The organism is Phyllobacterium sp., assembly GCF_037994405.1.
Taxonomy (GTDB): Bacteria; Pseudomonadota; Alphaproteobacteria; order Rhizobiales; family Rhizobiaceae; genus Phyllobacterium.
Map to the genome: position 1 here is coordinate 1 of NZ_JBBNAN010000075.1, position 16,091 is coordinate 16,091.

Genomic DNA, 16,091 nt, shown 5'->3' on the forward strand with positions numbered 1-16,091 from the left:
CAGGCCGTTGCAGGCGGAACCAGAAGCGCCGGCTATGTGTTTGCAGCGGCGAAGCGAGCCGAGCGGCATAGGGGTTCTCAGCTGCCTGTCCGAGTACGGTATCAAAAATCTTGTCAGCTGCAAGAAAGCTGCTGACATCATCGGCCGCTAGTGCGGTGCTCATGGCGTCGGACGCCTCCTTTAGACGTTTATGATGCAATGCCGCGCCGTAATGCGCCGCGTCGCGGGCGAGGACCCGTTCCACCCCTTCGCGAGCGTCGAGCACCTTGCCAAAGTCCTGGGGATTGAGCGCTGCGATCGCGATACCCGATCGCGGGCGGATTTCCATTAGGCCTTCCCATGCCAGCTTCTGTACGGCCTCGCGCACCGGGGTGCGGCCCATACCGGTAATATCCGTCAATGCCCGCTCGTTGACGATCGCGCCGGGTTCGAGCTTGAGCGTTACGATCATCTCTTCGATCTGGCGATAGGCAAGCTCCGCCAGGCTTTCGCCCGTCTGTGTGATGGTATGAACAGCGGTTTGATACATAAGTGGAAACTTTCAATTTATCACGATTGACAGCAATGGATGTTACAGATATATTACTGATATATCAAGAAGGAGTAAGCACATGTGGTCAGGTGTATTCCCGGCAGTTACCAGCAAATTCACGCAAGATGATAGTCTTGATCATGGGGAAATGGAACGTTGCTTCTCGCTCCTTATGGATGCGGGCTGCGATGGTCTGATTGTCGCCGGTTCCCTTGGCGAGGGGCCGATGCTCAGCCATGACGAAAAACTTGAAGTTCTGAAGACGGCGCAAAGCGTGGCCAAGGGCAAGCCGGTGCTGCTGACCATCAATGAAGCGGCGACCCGTGACGGTGCGGCGCTGGCCAAGCGTGCTGCCAAGGCAGGCGCGGATGGTTTGATGCTTGTTCCAAGTCCAATCTATCATACAGATCCGGAAGAAACCGTAACGACGCTGAAGGCTGTTGCCGCTGCGGGTGACCTTCCGGTCATGATCTATTCCAACCGCATTGCCTACAGAGTGGATGTGACCAACGAGATCCTGGCCGAACTGGCGTCCGACAAGCATTTCGTCGCAATCAAGGAATCTTCGGACGACATCCGTCGCACCACGGATATCATCAATACATTCGGTACGCATTTCGATTTGTTTACGGGCGTCGACAATCTCGCCTTCGAAGCGCTGACTGCCGGCGCGATCGGCTGGGTGGCCGGTCTTGTAACCGCATTCCCGAAAGAGACCGTTGCGATTTACAAACTGGTGCTCGCTGGCCGCTACACAGAAGCCCTGGAAATCTATCGATGGTTCCGCCCCCTGCTCGATCTCGATGTCTCCACCTATCTGGTGCAGAATATCAAGCTCGCGGAAGTGCACGAAATCGGCACCAATGACCGCGTCCGCCTGCCACGCCAGCCGCTGCGCGGCGAGCGCCGTGCAGCAGTCGAGAAGACGGTTAAGGATGCGATTGCGTCCCGTCCGAAGCTGCCTGCGCTCTAAGGCATTTTCGCTGATCGATGGATTCGCAGGCGAGTAAGCAGGATATCGTCATCGTGGGTGCCGGCATTGTCGGCATCGCCATAGCTTGCTACTTGTCGGAGGCGGGACGCGAGGTTCTTGTCATCGACCATCAGGGTGTCTGTGAAGGTACAAGCTCCGGTAATGCCGGAGCTCTGGCCTTTTCCGATATTCTGCCGATGGCCTCGAAGGGCGTACTTGCCAAAGTTCCGGGCTGGCTTATGGATCCTCTGGGACCATTCACCATCCGGCCCTCTTATTTGCCGAAACTAGCGCCATGGCTTTACCGGTTCTGGCGCGCCAGCCGCGCCGATGTGCTAGAGCGAACCGTGCAGGCGCAGGGGGTAATGATGCGGCTCGCCGAGCCGGAAATGCTGGGATTGATGCAGCGGGCCGGTATTCGCCATATGCTGCGCGAGAACGGTTCGCTCGAGCTTTATGAAAGCGAGGAAGAACTGAACGCGGCACTGCCGGGCTGGGAGGCGCGCAAAAGAGCTGGCATCGCCTTCGAACATCTTCGCGGCGATGAACTTGCTGCCAGCCAGCCGGGCCTCGCAACGCGGTTTGCAGCTGGAACCTTCGTACCTGGATGGAAGACGGTCAGCGATCCCCAGCATGTCGGCAAGGGCTTGTGGGAGTATGCCAAGCGTCTCGGTGCCGGGTTTCTGCAGGCTGAGGTTTCGGCTGTCGAGGCGAAGGAACATGGTGCAAGCGTCGCTCTCATCGACGGCCGAAAAATCGAGGCTGCGCAACTGATTGTTGCCGCTGGGGCTTGGTCGCATCGGCTAGCGAGGGGCCTCGGGGATAGAATTCCTCTCGAAACCGAGCGGGGTTACAATACGACGCTGCCTGCTGGAGCATTCGATCTCAGGCGTCAATTGATTTTCTCCGGCCACGGTTTCGTCGTCACACCGCTGGAAACCGGCATTCGCATCGGTGGAGCGGTAGAACTCGGCGGACTTGATTTGCCGCCAAATTACAAACGGTCAGAGGCGATGCTGACGAAGGCGAAAAAATTCATGCCCGGTCTCGTGACCTCGAACGGTCGATCGTGGATGGGTTTTCGCCCCTCCTTGCCTGATTCGTTACCTGTTATCGGCTATGCAACAACGAGCAAAAATGTTCTGTATGCTTTTGGTCATGGTCACCTTGGACTGACACAGTCGGCAGCGACAGGCCGTTTGATCAGCGATCTTATTGGTGGAAGAGAACCATCGATTCCGATCGATCCATTTAACCCGCAGCGTTTTTGAGGAACATCATGGCGCGTCATTCTTTCTTCTGTGTTGATGGTCATACCTGTGGCAACCCGGTCCGTCTGGTGGCAGGCGGTGGACCCAATCTCGTCGGCGCAACGATGATGGAAAAGCGCGCGCATTTCCTGTCAGAATTCGACTGGATTCGTACCGGTCTAATGTTCGAGCCGCGTGGCCACGACATGATGTCTGGTTCAATTCTCTATCCGCCAACGCGCGACGATTGCGATGTGGCGGTGCTGTTCATTGAAACCTCGGGCTGTCTTCCCATGTGCGGCCACGGTACCATCGGAACCGTGACGATGGCGATTGAACACGGGCTCATAACCCCCAAGACGCCAGGCATCCTCAAGCTAGACACGCCGGCCGGGCTCGTCGTCGCCGAATACACGCAGGACGGGCAATATGTCACCAGCGTTCGCATCACAAATGTTCCGGCTTTTCTCTATGCCGAGGGACTTGAAGTAGAATGTCCCGATCTGGGACCCCTCTTTGTGGATGTCGCTTACGGCGGAAATTTCTATGCGATCGTTGACCCACAGCAGAACTTCACCGATCTTGCCGACTACCGTGCACTCGATCTTATCGGCTGGAGCCCCGTGTTGCGCGAGCGTTTGAATGAGCGCTATTCCTTCCAGCATCCGGAAAAGCCTGACATAAATGTGCTCAGCCATATCCTGTGGACGGGAGCGCCGACTCAAGCGGAAGCGCACGCACGCAATGCGGTATTCTATGGTGAGAAGGCGATTGACCGCTCGCCCTGCGGAACCGGAACATCTGCCCGCATGGCGCAGCTCGCCGCCAAAGGGAAGTTGAAGCCTGGCGACGATTTCGTTCACGAATCCATCATCGGCTCATTATTTCATGGTAGGGTTGAAAAAGCGGTCAGCGTGGCGCAAAGGCCTGCCATTATCCCGTCGATTGCCGGCTGGGCGCGCATGACGGGATACAACACGATTTTCATTGACGACCGGGATCCTTTCGCTCACGGATTTGTGGTGAAGTGAGGCGCCCCTCGGCTCGATTCCAGAAATAAGGCGGGTATAGGCAATTCGTCTAAGAAGGGCGAAAATGTCGAAATTTCCGTTGCATTGCGTGCAAAATTTGGTGAAAATCGCCAGCAAATTTATGCGAGCAAATGTAACGTTATTGTGTGCGCCAAAAAAGCAGTTGCTTTCTTTAGCGCAGGCGCTAGGTGTAAGGATATTGGGGCAAACGGGAACCGGATAAAAAAACCGGATAAAAAACTTCCCAATAAAAATGAGGGGTATCGTTGCGATGGAGTATTTCATCCAGCAATCGATCAATGGTCTGACGCTTGGTTCAATTTACGGCCTGATCGCAATCGGTTATACGATGGTTTACGGGATCATCGGCATGATCAACTTCGCTCACGGCGACGTGTTCATGCTCGGCGCCTTTATGGCGATGATTATTTTCCTTGCTTTGGCTACTTTCATTGGCGGCATACCGGTTGTTCTGGCGCTGCTTTTGATGATGATTGTCGCCATGCTGCTGACAGGGCTGTGGAGCTGGACAATCGAGCGCCTGGCTTACCGGCCCTTGCGTGGTTCGTTTCGACTTGCGCCATTGATCACGGCGATCGGCATGTCGATCGCATTGTCCAATTTTGTGCAAGTTACGCAGGGTCCGCGCAACAAGCCGATCCCACCGCTGGTCAATGGCGGAATCACGGTCTACGGCACGAACATCACGATAGCCTACAAGCAGATGGTCATCATTATCGTAACGGCGATCCTGCTTGCCGCTTTCTGGTACCTCGTCAACAAGACGACCCTTGGACGGGCTCAGCGCTCCTGCGAGCAAGATCGCAAGATGGCGGCGCTACTCGGGGTCGACGTAGACCGGACGATTTCCACGACCTTCGTGATGGGTGCAATGCTCGCCGCGGTCGCTGGTACACTCTACCTGATGTTCTATGGCGTGATTTCCTTCACCGACGGTTTTGTTCCTGGCGTCAAAGCCTTCACGGCGGCGGTGCTTGGTGGAATCGGATCGCTGCCCGGTGCTGTGGTCGGAGGTTTGCTGATAGGGCTGATCGAAGCACTATGGTCGGCGTATTTCTCCATTGATTACAAGGATGTCGCGGCATTCTCGATCCTGGCGATCGTTCTGATCTTCCTGCCGTCCGGTATTCTGGGCCGGCCCGAAGTCGAAAAGGTTTAAGCCTATGAAACCTATGCCTGATATTCAGTCGGCGGAGCCGGATTCCGTTTTCGCCAAAGCGCTCAAGGAAGGTCTTTTGGCGGGGGCGCTCGCCTTGGGGCTGTTTTTCCTGGTGGTCGGTTTCCGAACCGATCAGAACATCCGCAATGAGCTCATTTTGACACAACGTTGGGGACTATTGGCGATCTTCGTGCTTGTCGCAGGGGTAGGACGTTTTCTCATTACGTATACCGCCCCCTGGAGAGAAGAGCGCAAAAAGAACAAGCGCGCCGTTGTCGCCAAGGAGCCGTCGGCTTTCCGACGGAGTTTTCCAAAAATCGGTCTGGCATTGCTCTTTGTCTATCCGTTCCTGATAATCACGATCCTCGCCCTGTCTCAGTGGTATTTTACCGGCCAGTGGTCGTATCAGAGCGGTGTTCAGGGCTCGCTGAAGTATGTGGACAATTTCGGTATTCAGATCCTGATTTATGTGATGCTTGCATGGGGGTTGAACATCGTCGTCGGCCTCGCCGGGCTTCTTGATCTTGGATATGTCGCCTTTTATGCGGTCGGCGCCTATTCTTACGCTTTGCTGTCCACCCATTTCGGGTTCTCATTCTGGTTGTTGCTGCCAATGGCGGGCATTTTTGCCGCAACGTGGGGAGTGATCCTCGGGTTTCCTGTCCTGCGTTTGCGTGGCGACTATCTTGCCATCGTTACGCTGGCGTTCGGTGAAATCATCCGGCTGATTCTGATCAACTGGACTGCTGTAACCAAGGGAACGTTCGGCATATCCGGTATCGCCAAGGTCACGCTGTTCGGCATTCCATTCACCGCCGGTGATGGAGGTTTTGCCAAGACGTTCGGCCTGCCGATGTCCAGCGCCTACTACAAAATATTCCTCTATTATCTCATTCTGCTCCTGGCGTTGTTGACGGCCTGGGTCACTATCCGGTTGCGCCGCATGCCGCTCGGCCGGGCCTGGGAAGCCTTGCGCGAGGATGAAATCGCCTGTCGTTCGCTCGGGATCAATACGACGACCACAAAACTGACCGCCTTTGCAACGGGCGCAATGTTCGGTGGTTTTGCTGGATCGTTCTTCGCAGCCCGCCAGGGTTTCGTCAGTCCTGAATCCTTTGTCTTCCTTGAATCGGCAATCATCCTGGCGATGGTGGTTCTCGGCGGCATGGGATCGCTGGTCGGTATCGCCATCGCGGCTGCCGTGATGATTGGCGGTACGGAACTGCTACGCGAACTCGAATTCCTCAAGCTCATATTCGGCAATGATTTTACACCGGAGCTCTATCGTATGCTGCTGTTTGGTCTGGCCATGATCGTGGTCATGGTTTGGAAGCCGCGTGGCTTTGCCGGCAGTCGGGAACCGAGTGCCTTCCTGCACGAACGCAAGATGGTATCGGGTGAGTTTACGAAAGAAGGGCACGGCTGATGGTTTCGGAAGTGCAAAAGAATACGAGCGCAATATTACGCGTCGAACGCCTCTCTATGAAATTCGGTGGTCTAATCGCCATCAATGATTTGAACTTTGAAGCAAAGCGTGGGGCGATTACCGCCCTGATCGGTCCGAACGGTGCCGGCAAGACGACGGTCTTCAATTGCATCACCGGATTTTACAAGCCGACCGAAGGTATGCTGACAATGACACGTCAGAACGGGGAGGAATATCTGCTTGAGCGGATGGCGGACTTTGTCATCACCAAGAAGGCGAAGGTTGCCCGTACGTTCCAGAACATCCGCCTGTTTTCAGGCCTGACTGTCCTGGAAAATCTGCTCGTCGCTCAACACAATCCTCTGATGCTGTCCTCCGGCTTCACAATTCTCGGACTGCTGGGCTTCCCGACCTACAAGAAGGCGGCAACTGACGCGATCGAGAAGGCTCGCTTCTGGCTGGAGAAGATCAATCTGATCGATCGTGCCGACGATCCCGCTGGCGATCTTCCCTATGGCGCCCAGAGGCGTCTGGAAATCGCCCGTGCCATGTGCACAGAGCCAGAACTGCTCTGCCTTGACGAACCGGCTGCAGGTTTGAACGCGCGTGAATCGGCGGAACTGAATAAGTTGCTGCTCGATATTCGTGCCGAGACCGGTACGTCGATCCTTCTCATCGAGCACGATATGTCCGTGGTGATGGAAATCTCCGATCATGTGGTCGTGCTCGAATATGGCACGAAGATCTCCGACGGCACGCCGGAGACGGTCAAGAATGATCCGAAGGTGATTGCAGCCTATCTCGGCGTCGAGGACGAGGAGGTGGTCGAACTGATCGAACAGGCAGAAGCTGCTGGCGTGGATGACATCACGGCGGCCGTTGACCTGCTGTCGACTGAAGCCCTGCATGAAATCGTGGAGACCCACCCGGAAGCGGCAGCCGTCGAGCTGATTCCAGCGACACCTACGGTCAAGGCAAAGCGCAATAAAGCCACTGCTGCCAAGAAGATATCCGAGACAACGGCGCCAACCAAAGCGGAAGCGCCTGCGAAAGCTGGGCCAATCAAAGCTGGAGCAACGTCTAATGCCTTGGCCGAACCGCGGGGTGGCAAGGCTGACAGGCTTATCCTGATCAAGGGTATAGGTCCGGTCAATGAACGGAAGCTCAACGAGCACGGCATTTTCCACTTCGACCAGATTGCGGCGTGGAAGAAAGCAGATGTGATCGCCGCTGAAGTCTACCTGGCTTTTGACGGACGCATCGCACGTGAAGACTGGATCGGGCAGGCGAAGAAACTGGCAAAAGCGAGCCAGGCAAAACCGGCGCCAAAAAAGACCGGAGGGGCTAAATAATGTCAGAACCACAAGCCCTTCTCAGCGTCGAGAACGTCGAGACCTATTATGGCAATATCCGCGCGCTGAGCGGTGTTACCGTCCATGCGAATCCCGGTGAGATTGTCACGCTGATCGGTGCCAACGGTGCTGGCAAGTCAACGCTGATGATGACGATCTTCGGCATGCCGCGTGCGCGTACCGGCCGCATTGTGTTCGACGGCAAAGACATCACGAAATTGCCGACGCATGAAATCGCGCGCCTGCGCATCGCTCAATCGCCGGAGGGCCGGCGTATTTTCCCGCGCATGACCGTGCAGGAAAATCTGCAGATGGGTGCAAGCCTCGATGATCTCAAATTCTTCGATGAAGATTCACGCATGGTGTTCGACCTGTTCCCACGGTTGAAGGAGCGTATCAACCAGCGCGGCGGCACGCTCTCAGGCGGCGAGCAGCAGATGTTGGCGATTGGCCGCGCCCTGATGGCCCGCCCGCGGCTGCTGCTGCTCGATGAGCCTTCACTGGGGCTCGCGCCTTTGATCATCAAACACATTTTCGAGGCGATCAAAGAGCTGAACAAGCATACCGGGCTGACGGTGTTCCTGGTCGAGCAGAATGCGTTTGGCGCCTTGAAGCTGGCTGATCGGGGCTATGTCATGGTGAACGGCATTGTGAAGATGAGCGGTTCAAGCGCGGATCTGCTTGCCAATCCCGAAGTGCGAGCCGCCTATCTTGAAGGTGGTCGTCACTAAGAAGAATGATGGGTCGTGCTCCGGCTGGAGAGGACCAAGGAGAACACTGCCATGCAAGGCATATTGTACGAAGAACCCTCGATCTGGCTGTTCCTGCTGGTCACCTGCCTCATGGGCGGTTGGGCTGCATGGATGGCAGGCCGTGCTTGCGCCAAGACCTGGCGCCCCACTCCCGTCCTTGTGTTATACATGTTCTTGCTCGGCATCGCTGTCCGCTTCATTCATTTTGCATTGTTTGGCGGCACGATGTTCACCCTTCATTACTATATCGTCGACACGATCGTGCTGATTATCATTGGCACACTTGGCTATCGCTACACCCGCACCAAGCAGATGGTGCGGCAATATCACTGGCTCTATGAAAAAGTTTCCCCCTTCTCCTGGAAGGAAAGAACGAGAGCCTAATCAATCTCGCTGGTGCGAAATGAATCAGCGTGACAACCGCCGGGAAATCGGCAAATGTGCTCTTCAAGCGATGAAAAGGGTCATCGCGAGGGGTTTGGTAAGTACCTAGGAAATGGGAGTTTTCAAATGAAGAAGTCACTGTTTTCGGGCGTTGCACTCGCTGCGATGCTCGCTTTGAGCGGTCATGCCTATGCCGATCTCCTGATCGGTGTTGGTGGTCCGTTGACCGGCCCGAACGCCGCCTTCGGCGCTCAGCTGCAGAAGGGTGCAGAAGCCGCCATTGCTGAGATCAATGCTGCCGGTGGTATCAATGGCGAGCAGGTCAAGCTTTCGCTTGGCGACGACGTTTCCGATCCGAAGCAGGGCATTTCCGTTGCCAACAAGTTCGTTGCCGATGGTGTAAAGTTCGTTATCGGTCACTTCAACTCGGGCGTTTCGATCCCGGCATCGGAAGTCTACGCCGAAAATGGCATTGTCGAAATCACTCCCGCTGCAACCAACCCGGTCTTCACCGAACGTGGCCTGTGGAACACCTTCCGTACTTGCGGTCGCGATGACCAGCAGGGCGTGGTAGCCGGTACATACATTGCCGAGAAGTTCAAGGATGCCAAGATTGCGATCGTGCATGACAAGACCCCATATGGCCAGGGCCTTGCCGACGAAACCAAGAAAACCTTGAATGCCAAGGGTCTCAAGGAAGCGATGTACGAAGGCGTTAACGTCGGTGACAAGGACTTCTCCGCGCTGATCGCCAAGGCAAAGCAAGCCGGTGTTACAGTTCTCTACTGGGGTGGGTTGCACACCGAAGCTGGTCTGATCATCCGTCAGCTTGCTGACCAGGGTCTGAAGGTCACGTTCATCTCCGGCGACGGTATCGTTTCGAACGAACTGGCTTCGATTGCTGGTGACGCTGTTGCAGGTACGCTCAACACCTTTGGTCCGGATCCGAGCAAGAATCCAGCCAACAAGGAACTTGTCGAGAAGTTCCGTGCGCAAGGCTTCGAGCCGGAAGCTTACACCCTCTACGCCTATGCAGCCGCTCAGGTGATTGCTGACGCGGCAAAGGCCGCCGGATCGAATGATCCTGAGGCCGTTGCCAAGACCATGAAGGCAAAAGGTCCGTTCAAGACCGTTCTTGGCGACATTGCCTTCGACGAAAAGGGCGATCCCAAGCTTCCAGGCTACGTCATGTACGAATGGAAGAAGGGCGAAGACGGCAAGTACAGCTACTTCCAACAGTAAGCCTTTACTTTAAGTACAACGTGAATGTCCGGCTAAGGCCGGGCATTCATAGCGGGACAGTCAGTTTAAAATGGCTGTTATTCATCGCTGTTTGGCAGCGAGTTCGATATTGAATGACTTATCTAACCATCCAAAAGTATCAAAAATTATTTGTCGACTTGGGCGCATTCGCTAATGTGGTGCGGCCTGTTCAGTTTTAAAACTCTTTGCCGACTCTATCGATAACTACCGGCAGAATCTGAGCCTTTTTGGGCTGGGATATTTGATGTCTCAAATTTCTGATTGTTAAGAATGGAGTTTTTGAATGACTAAACTATTATTTCCAGGCATTGCGATAGCGGCGATCCTTATTCTTGCCGGTCAGGCTCGCGCGGACATATTGATTGGCATAGGCGCTCCGCTGACCGGTCCGAATGCTGCGATGGGTGCGCAGATCAAGCAAGGCGCCGAAGCGGCTGTCGCAGAAATCAATGCGAATCGCGGGATAAATGGCGAGCGGATCGAGCTTACTTACGGGGATGATGTTTCCGATCCGAAGCAAGGAATTTCGGTCGCCAATAAATTCGTGGCGGATGGGGTGAAGTTTGTCGCCGGCCACTACAATTGCGGCGTATCAATTCCGGCATCGGAGGTTTATGCCGAAAACGGAATTCTCCAGACGACGCCTGCCTCAACCAACCCGAAACATACACGAGCGAGGCCTGTGGAATACATTTCGTACCTGCGGCCCGCGATGACCAACAGGGCAAGGTTGCCGGCGCTTTTATTGCCGAGCACTTTAAGGATGCGAATATTGCGATCGTCAATGATAAGACACCCTATGGTCAAGGCCTCGCCGATGAAACCAAGAAAGCGCTGAACGCCGAGGGTATTACCGAGGCGCTGAACGAGGGTGTCCATACCGGCGAGAAGGATTTCTCTGCGCTGATCCGGCTTGATCATGCGCCAATTGGCGGATCAAGGCCTGAAGGTGCAGTTCATTTCCGGTGCTGCGATCGTGTCGAACGAACTCGCGTCGATCGCGGGGGATACCGTCATAGGCACGCTTAATACGTTCGGCCCCGACCCCCGCAACAACCCTGCCAACAAAGACTTGATCGATAAGTTCAGGGCGGAAGGATTCGAACCGGAAGCGTTCACCCTTTATTCCTATGGTGCGGTCCAGGCGATCGCTGTGGCCGCAAATGCTGCGGGATCAAATGATCCTGAAATGGTCGCCAGCGCATTGAAAGAACGTGGGTCATTCAAGACCGTTCTTGGCGATCTCGCGTTTGATGAAAAAGGCCGATCCGAAGTTCCCTGGTTATGTCATGTATGAATGGAAGAAGGGACCCGGCGGTAAAATCACCCACTTCCAGCAATAAGTTTCTGCCCGAATTAAACTGTGAAATGCCCGGTTCTTAGCCGGGCATTTTGCTATTGGACATTTCACTGTCTTATGATCAATATGCCTTGTTTGCAGTGCAGCAATCTGTAGCCAGATAAGCTGCTGCCAAACTCATATTGCTATTTCATATTCTGGAGTCTCGCCTTGCCTATCAAGAAGATCCTCGTCGCCAACCGTTCGGAAATCGCAATTCGTGTGTTTCGGGCCGCCAATGAGCTCGGCATGAAAACCGTGGCGATATGGGCGGAAGAGGACAAGCTGGCACTGCACCGTTTCAAAGCGGACGAATCCTATCAGGTTGGGCGTGGGCCACACCTGGCCAAGGACATGGGGCCGATCGAAAGCTACCTCTCGATCGAAGAAATCATTCGGGTCGCCAAGCTGTCCGGTGCTGACGCCGTCCATCCGGGTTACGGCCTCCTTTCGGAAAGTCCGGAATTCGCCGAGGCCTGCGCCGAAGCCGGCATCATCTTCATCGGTCCGAAGCCGGAGACCATGCGCCGGCTCGGCAACAAGGTTGCCGCGCGCAATCTCGCGATTGAAATCGGTGTTCCAGTGGTGCCAGCCACCGAGCCACTTCCCGACGACATGGAAGCGGTCAAGGCCATGGCCGAACAGATCGGTTATCCGGTCATGCTGAAGGCGTCATGGGGCGGTGGCGGGCGCGGTATGCGCGCGATCTCCTCGCCGGAGGATGTTGCTCGTGAGGTAACCGAGGGTAAGCGCGAAGCCAAGGCCGCGTTTGGCAAGGATGAAGTCTATCTCGAAAAGCTGGTGCAACGCGCACGCCATGTGGAAGTGCAGATACTCGGCGACACCCATGGCAATGCGGTGCACCTGTTCGAGCGTGACTGCTCGATCCAGCGCCGCAACCAGAAGGTCGTAGAGCGGGCTCCCGCGCCTTACCTTACTGACAGCCAACGCAAGGAAATATGCGATTATGGCCTGAAGATCGCCAAAGCGACCAATTATATCGGTGCCGGCACGATCGAATTCCTGATGGACGCCGATACTTGTGAATTCTATTTCATCGAGGTCAATCCGCGCATCCAGGTCGAACACACTGTTACGGAAGAAGTGACCGGGATCGATATCGTCAAGGCGCAGATCCGTATCCTTGAAGGCGCAACAATCGGCACTCCGGAATCGGGCGTTCCTGCGCAAAAAGATATCAAGCTGAACGGCCACGCGCTGCAATGCCGTATCACCACGGAAGACCCGGAACAAAACTTCATCCCGGATTATGGCCGCATCACCGCGTACCGCGGCGCAACCGGCTTTGGCATTCGGCTTGATGGCGGTACCGCCTATTCCGGCGCTGTGATCACACGTTTCTACGATCCGCTGCTGGAGAAGATCACCGCCTGGTCACCGACGGCCGAAGAGACAATCCACAGGATGCATCGCGCCTTGCGTGAGTTCCGCATTCGCGGTGTGGCCACGAACCTGACGTTCCTTGAAGCGATCATCACGCATCCGAAATTCCTGGACAATTCCTATACGACCAAATTCATCGATACGACGCCGGAGCTTTTCGCACAGGTAAAACGGCAGGATCGCGCCACGAAGCTGCTCACTTATCTCGCGGATGTGACAGTGAACGGCCATCCGGAAACCAAGGGACGGGCGACGCCACCCAAGGACGCAGCGCTGCCGCGCGTGCCCTTTATTGAAACGCCGATTCCTGATGGTACGAAGCAGATCCTCGATCAGCTGGGCCCGAAGAAGTTCGCTGAATGGATGCGCAACGAAAAGCGCGCGCTGTTCACTGACACGACGATGCGCGATGGCCACCAATCACTGCTCGCTACGCGCGTGCGGACCTACGATATCGCCCGCGTCGCTGGCACCTATGCCCGCGCCCTGCCACGACTGTTCTCATTGGAATGTTGGGGCGGCGCGACCTTCGACGTGGCTATGCGGTTCCTGACAGAGGATCCGTGGGAGCGTCTCGCGGAGGTTCGTGAGCGGGCGCCGAACATTCTGTTGCAGATGCTTTTGCGCGGCGCCAATGGGGTCGGTTACAAGAGTTATCCCGACAATGTCGTGAAGTATTTCGTCCAGCAGGCCGCGCGGAGCGGCATTGATGTATTCCGTGTGTTCGATAGCCTCAATTGGGTCGAGAACATGCGCGTCACCATGGATGCGGTTGTCGAGGAGAACAAGCTTTGCGAAGCGGCGATCTGCTATACCGGGGATATTCTGAATTCGGCCAGGCCGAAATATGATCTGAAATATTATGTCGATCTCGCGAGGCAGGTGGAGAAGGCAGGTGCGCATATCATTGCCGTCAAGGATATGGCGGGACTGCTAAAGCCAGGCGCAGCCAAAGTGCTGTTCAAGGCATTGCGTGAGGCGACGGATCTGCCGCTACATTTCCATACCCATGATACGTCCGGTATCTCGGCAGCGACCGTGCTCGCTGCCGTGGATGCGGGTGTGGACGTCGTCGACGCAGCGATGGACGCGCTGTCCGGAAATACGTCACAGCCATGTCTTGGTTCGATTGTCGAAGCGCTGAAAGGTACAGAGCGCGATCCGGGTCTCGACCCCGAATGGATTCGCCGTATTTCTTTCTATTGGGAAGCAGTGCGCACGCAATATGCAGCCTTCGAGAGCGATTTGAAGGGACCAGCTTCCGAGGTATACCTGCACGAAATGCCGGGCGGCCAGTTCACTAACCTCAAGGAACAGGCACGCTCGCTTGGCCTTGAAACCCGCTGGCACGAGGTCGCGCAGGCCTATGCGGACGTCAACCAGATGTTCGGCGATATCGTCAAGGTGACTCCTTCCTCAAAGGTTGTCGGCGACATGGCGCTGATGATGGTCAGTCAGGACCTCTCTGTTGCGGATGTGAAAAATCCGGACAAGGACATAGCCTTTCCGGATTCAGTCGTGTCGATGATGCGCGGCGATCTCGGACAGCCGCCCAAAGGCTGGCCAAAGGAAATACAGAAGAAGGTTCTGAAGGACGAGAAGCCATTTACCGAACGGCCGGGTGCCTTGCTGCAACCGGCTGATCTCGATGCGGAACGCAAGGAAGTCGAGACGAAGTTGGAGCGTGAGATCAGCGACCAGGAGTTCGCCTCATATCTCATGTATCCGAAGGTCTTCAGCGACTTTGCTGTTACACACGGTACCTACGGGCCGACAAGCGTCCTTCCGACGCATGTCTATTTCTATGGTCTGGCGCAGGAGGAAGAGGTTTTCCTCGATATCGAACGCGGCAAGACGCTGGTCGTACGCAACCAAGCCGTTGGCGAGGCCGATGAAAAGGGCATGCGCACGGTGTTTTTCGAGATGAACGGGCAACCGCGCCGTGTGAAGGTTCCAGACCGCAGCCGCGCCGGGAGTGGTGCTGGCGTGAGACGCAAAGCCGAACTCGGCAATGACAAGCATGTCGGCGCACCAATGCCAGGCATTGTATCGACGGTGGGCATTTCGACCGGCCAGAAGATCAATGCTGGCGACGTGCTTCTTTCAATCGAAGCGATGAAAATGGAGACTGCACTGCGTGCGGAACGTGACGGAACAGTTGCCGAAGTGCTTGTCCGCGCCGGAGACCAGATAGATGCCAAGGACCTCCTCGTCATTTACGAATAGGCTTGGGGGCGTCGTCATTCGCAAGCATGAAAAAGGCCCCGTGTGGGGCCTTTTTTGATTCCGGCTTACACGCCAAAATGCCCCCGAATGCCCATTCATGCAAATATGCGCATAATATATTGCCGATATCGGTAAATGTCGTTATGGTGGAAGCATGCGCAGGGCTGTTTCAATGTTGAAAGATTTATCGCCGGACGAAAGAAAAAGCATGATCCTCCAGAGGATCAATGAGTCCGGCCGCGTGCTGGCAAATGCGGTTGCATCGGAATTTGGCGTTTCAGAAGACTCTATACGCCGGGATCTGCGGGAACTTGCCGAACAGGGCCTTGTTCAGCGGTTCCATGGAGGCGCTGCGAGAAGCAGATCAGGTCCCCGAAGTTTTCAGCAGCGTGCTCGCGATGAGACCGCCGGCAAAAAGGCAATTGCCGCCGCCGCCGCGGCTCGCATCCCGGCGAATACAACGATGCTTCTCGACGCCAGCACGACAGTGCTGGAATTCGTTCGTGCACTTCCTGCAGACCTTCAGACATGTATCATCACAGGTTCTCCCGATATCGCCTCGGCGGCTCTCGACCATCCCTGCTGCGAGGTCATCCTTCTGGGAGGAAGCCTGAACCGGCTGACACGCAGTGCCATCGGGCAGTCCACGCTGGCTGAAGTCCAGTCGATGCGTGTTGACTATTGTGTTCTCGGCGCATGCGCCATCGATGAAGAACTGATGCTGCGTGCCGAGAACTATGATGATGCACGCATGAAACTCGCTCTTGGTCAGGCATGCAATGAGATCATGCTCCTGACAACAAGCGAAAAGCTTGTTAAGCAAGCTCCCTTTGCCATTGGCCCGATATCGCTCGTATCCACCCTTGTAACCGACCGGACGGCAGATCGGTCGATATTGGAGCGGATAAGCGGGGCGGGGGTCGAAGTGATCGTCGCCGACGATCAGCTTGCGTGACCTGAATGTCTTCGCAGTATCAAT

At 55.6% G+C, this 16,091-nt stretch carries 12 protein-coding genes and 1 pseudogene; 12 read left to right on the plus strand and 1 reads right to left on the minus strand.

The window, feature by feature from the left end; all coding sequences use genetic code 11:
- Positions 1–529 (minus strand): GntR family transcriptional regulator (locus tag AAAC48_RS04335; protein ID WP_340652993.1); only part of this gene is annotated, 529 nt, incomplete at its 3' end.
- A gap of 82 nt (positions 530–611) precedes the next feature.
- Here AAAC48_RS04335 and AAAC48_RS04340 point away from each other — a divergent pair.
- From AAAC48_RS04340 to AAAC48_RS04395, 12 genes and pseudogenes are all read left to right on the plus strand, one after another.
- Entirely contained in the window at positions 612–1,505 is an 894-nt protein-coding gene (locus tag AAAC48_RS04340; RefSeq protein ID WP_340652994.1) for a dihydrodipicolinate synthase family protein, read from the plus strand.
- Between the two features lie 17 nt (positions 1,506–1,522).
- Positions 1,523–2,776, plus strand: a complete 1,254-nt coding sequence (locus tag AAAC48_RS04345) for an FAD-binding oxidoreductase (RefSeq protein ID WP_340652995.1) — start codon at positions 1,523–1,525, stop codon at positions 2,774–2,776.
- An 8-nt stretch (positions 2,777–2,784) separates the two neighbouring features.
- Positions 2,785–3,786 carry a 4-hydroxyproline epimerase gene (locus tag AAAC48_RS04350; RefSeq protein ID WP_340652996.1) on the plus strand — a complete coding sequence of 334 codons (1,002 nt, stop codon included), beginning with the start codon at positions 2,785–2,787 and terminating at the stop codon, positions 3,784–3,786.
- A gap of 271 nt (positions 3,787–4,057) precedes the next feature.
- The gene (locus AAAC48_RS04355; protein WP_340652997.1) at positions 4,058–4,966 is read left to right on the plus strand and encodes a branched-chain amino acid ABC transporter permease LivH; all 909 of its coding nucleotides are present in this window, start codon (positions 4,058–4,060) and stop codon (positions 4,964–4,966) included.
- 13 nt (positions 4,967–4,979) lie between these two features.
- Positions 4,980–6,392, plus strand: coding sequence for a high-affinity branched-chain amino acid ABC transporter permease LivM (gene livM, locus AAAC48_RS04360; RefSeq protein ID WP_340653024.1), 1,413 nt, complete (start codon positions 4,980–4,982; stop codon positions 6,390–6,392).
- Positions 6,392–7,744, plus strand: coding sequence for an ATP-binding cassette domain-containing protein (locus AAAC48_RS04365; RefSeq protein ID WP_340652998.1), 1,353 nt, complete (start codon positions 6,392–6,394; stop codon positions 7,742–7,744). The genes livM and AAAC48_RS04365 overlap by 1 nt, the downstream gene beginning before the upstream one ends.
- Positions 7,744–8,475 (plus strand): ABC transporter ATP-binding protein, encoded by a 732-nt coding sequence (locus AAAC48_RS04370; RefSeq protein ID WP_340652999.1) that lies wholly within the window; start codon positions 7,744–7,746, stop codon positions 8,473–8,475. Before AAAC48_RS04365 ends, AAAC48_RS04370 begins: the two co-directional genes overlap by 1 nt.
- 51 nt (positions 8,476–8,526) lie before the next feature.
- Positions 8,527–8,880, plus strand: coding sequence for a DUF6867 family protein (locus AAAC48_RS04375; RefSeq protein WP_340653000.1), 354 nt, complete (start codon positions 8,527–8,529; stop codon positions 8,878–8,880).
- A 126-nt stretch (positions 8,881–9,006) separates the two neighbouring features.
- On the plus strand, positions 9,007–10,122 hold the full coding sequence (locus AAAC48_RS04380) for a branched-chain amino acid ABC transporter substrate-binding protein (RefSeq protein ID WP_340653001.1): 1,116 nt from the start codon (positions 9,007–9,009) through the stop codon (positions 10,120–10,122).
- Positions 10,123–10,426: 304 nt separating this feature from the next.
- Positions 10,427–11,486 (plus strand): annotated as a pseudogene (locus AAAC48_RS04385) (branched-chain amino acid ABC transporter substrate-binding protein).
- A gap of 167 nt (positions 11,487–11,653) precedes the next feature.
- Positions 11,654–15,112, plus strand: a complete 3,459-nt coding sequence (pyc, locus tag AAAC48_RS04390) for a pyruvate carboxylase (RefSeq protein WP_340653002.1) — start codon at positions 11,654–11,656, stop codon at positions 15,110–15,112.
- 208 nt (positions 15,113–15,320) lie between these two features.
- Complete coding sequence (locus AAAC48_RS04395; RefSeq protein ID WP_340653003.1) at positions 15,321–16,067, plus strand: DeoR/GlpR family DNA-binding transcription regulator; 747 nt, start codon at positions 15,321–15,323, stop codon at positions 16,065–16,067.
- Positions 16,068–16,091: the final 24 nt, after the last annotated feature.

Coding starts and splice junctions, on each gene's coding strand:
- AAAC48_RS04395 (WP_340653003.1), top strand. CDS start 15,321: ATGATCCTCCAGAGGATCAATGAGTCCGGCCGCGTGCTGGCAAATGCG.
- AAAC48_RS04375 (WP_340653000.1), top strand. CDS start 8,527: ATGCAAGGCATATTGTACGAAGAACCCTCGATCTGGCTGTTCCTGCTG.
- AAAC48_RS04345 (WP_340652995.1), top strand. CDS start 1,523: ATGGATTCGCAGGCGAGTAAGCAGGATATCGTCATCGTGGGTGCCGGC.
- AAAC48_RS04380 (WP_340653001.1), top strand. CDS start 9,007: ATGAAGAAGTCACTGTTTTCGGGCGTTGCACTCGCTGCGATGCTCGCT.
- AAAC48_RS04365 (WP_340652998.1), top strand. CDS start 6,392: ATGGTTTCGGAAGTGCAAAAGAATACGAGCGCAATATTACGCGTCGAA.
- livM (WP_340653024.1), top strand. CDS start 4,980: ATGCCTGATATTCAGTCGGCGGAGCCGGATTCCGTTTTCGCCAAAGCG.
- AAAC48_RS04350 (WP_340652996.1), top strand. CDS start 2,785: ATGGCGCGTCATTCTTTCTTCTGTGTTGATGGTCATACCTGTGGCAAC.
- AAAC48_RS04355 (WP_340652997.1), top strand. CDS start 4,058: ATGGAGTATTTCATCCAGCAATCGATCAATGGTCTGACGCTTGGTTCA.
- AAAC48_RS04340 (WP_340652994.1), top strand. CDS start 612: ATGTGGTCAGGTGTATTCCCGGCAGTTACCAGCAAATTCACGCAAGAT.
- AAAC48_RS04370 (WP_340652999.1), top strand. CDS start 7,744: ATGTCAGAACCACAAGCCCTTCTCAGCGTCGAGAACGTCGAGACCTAT.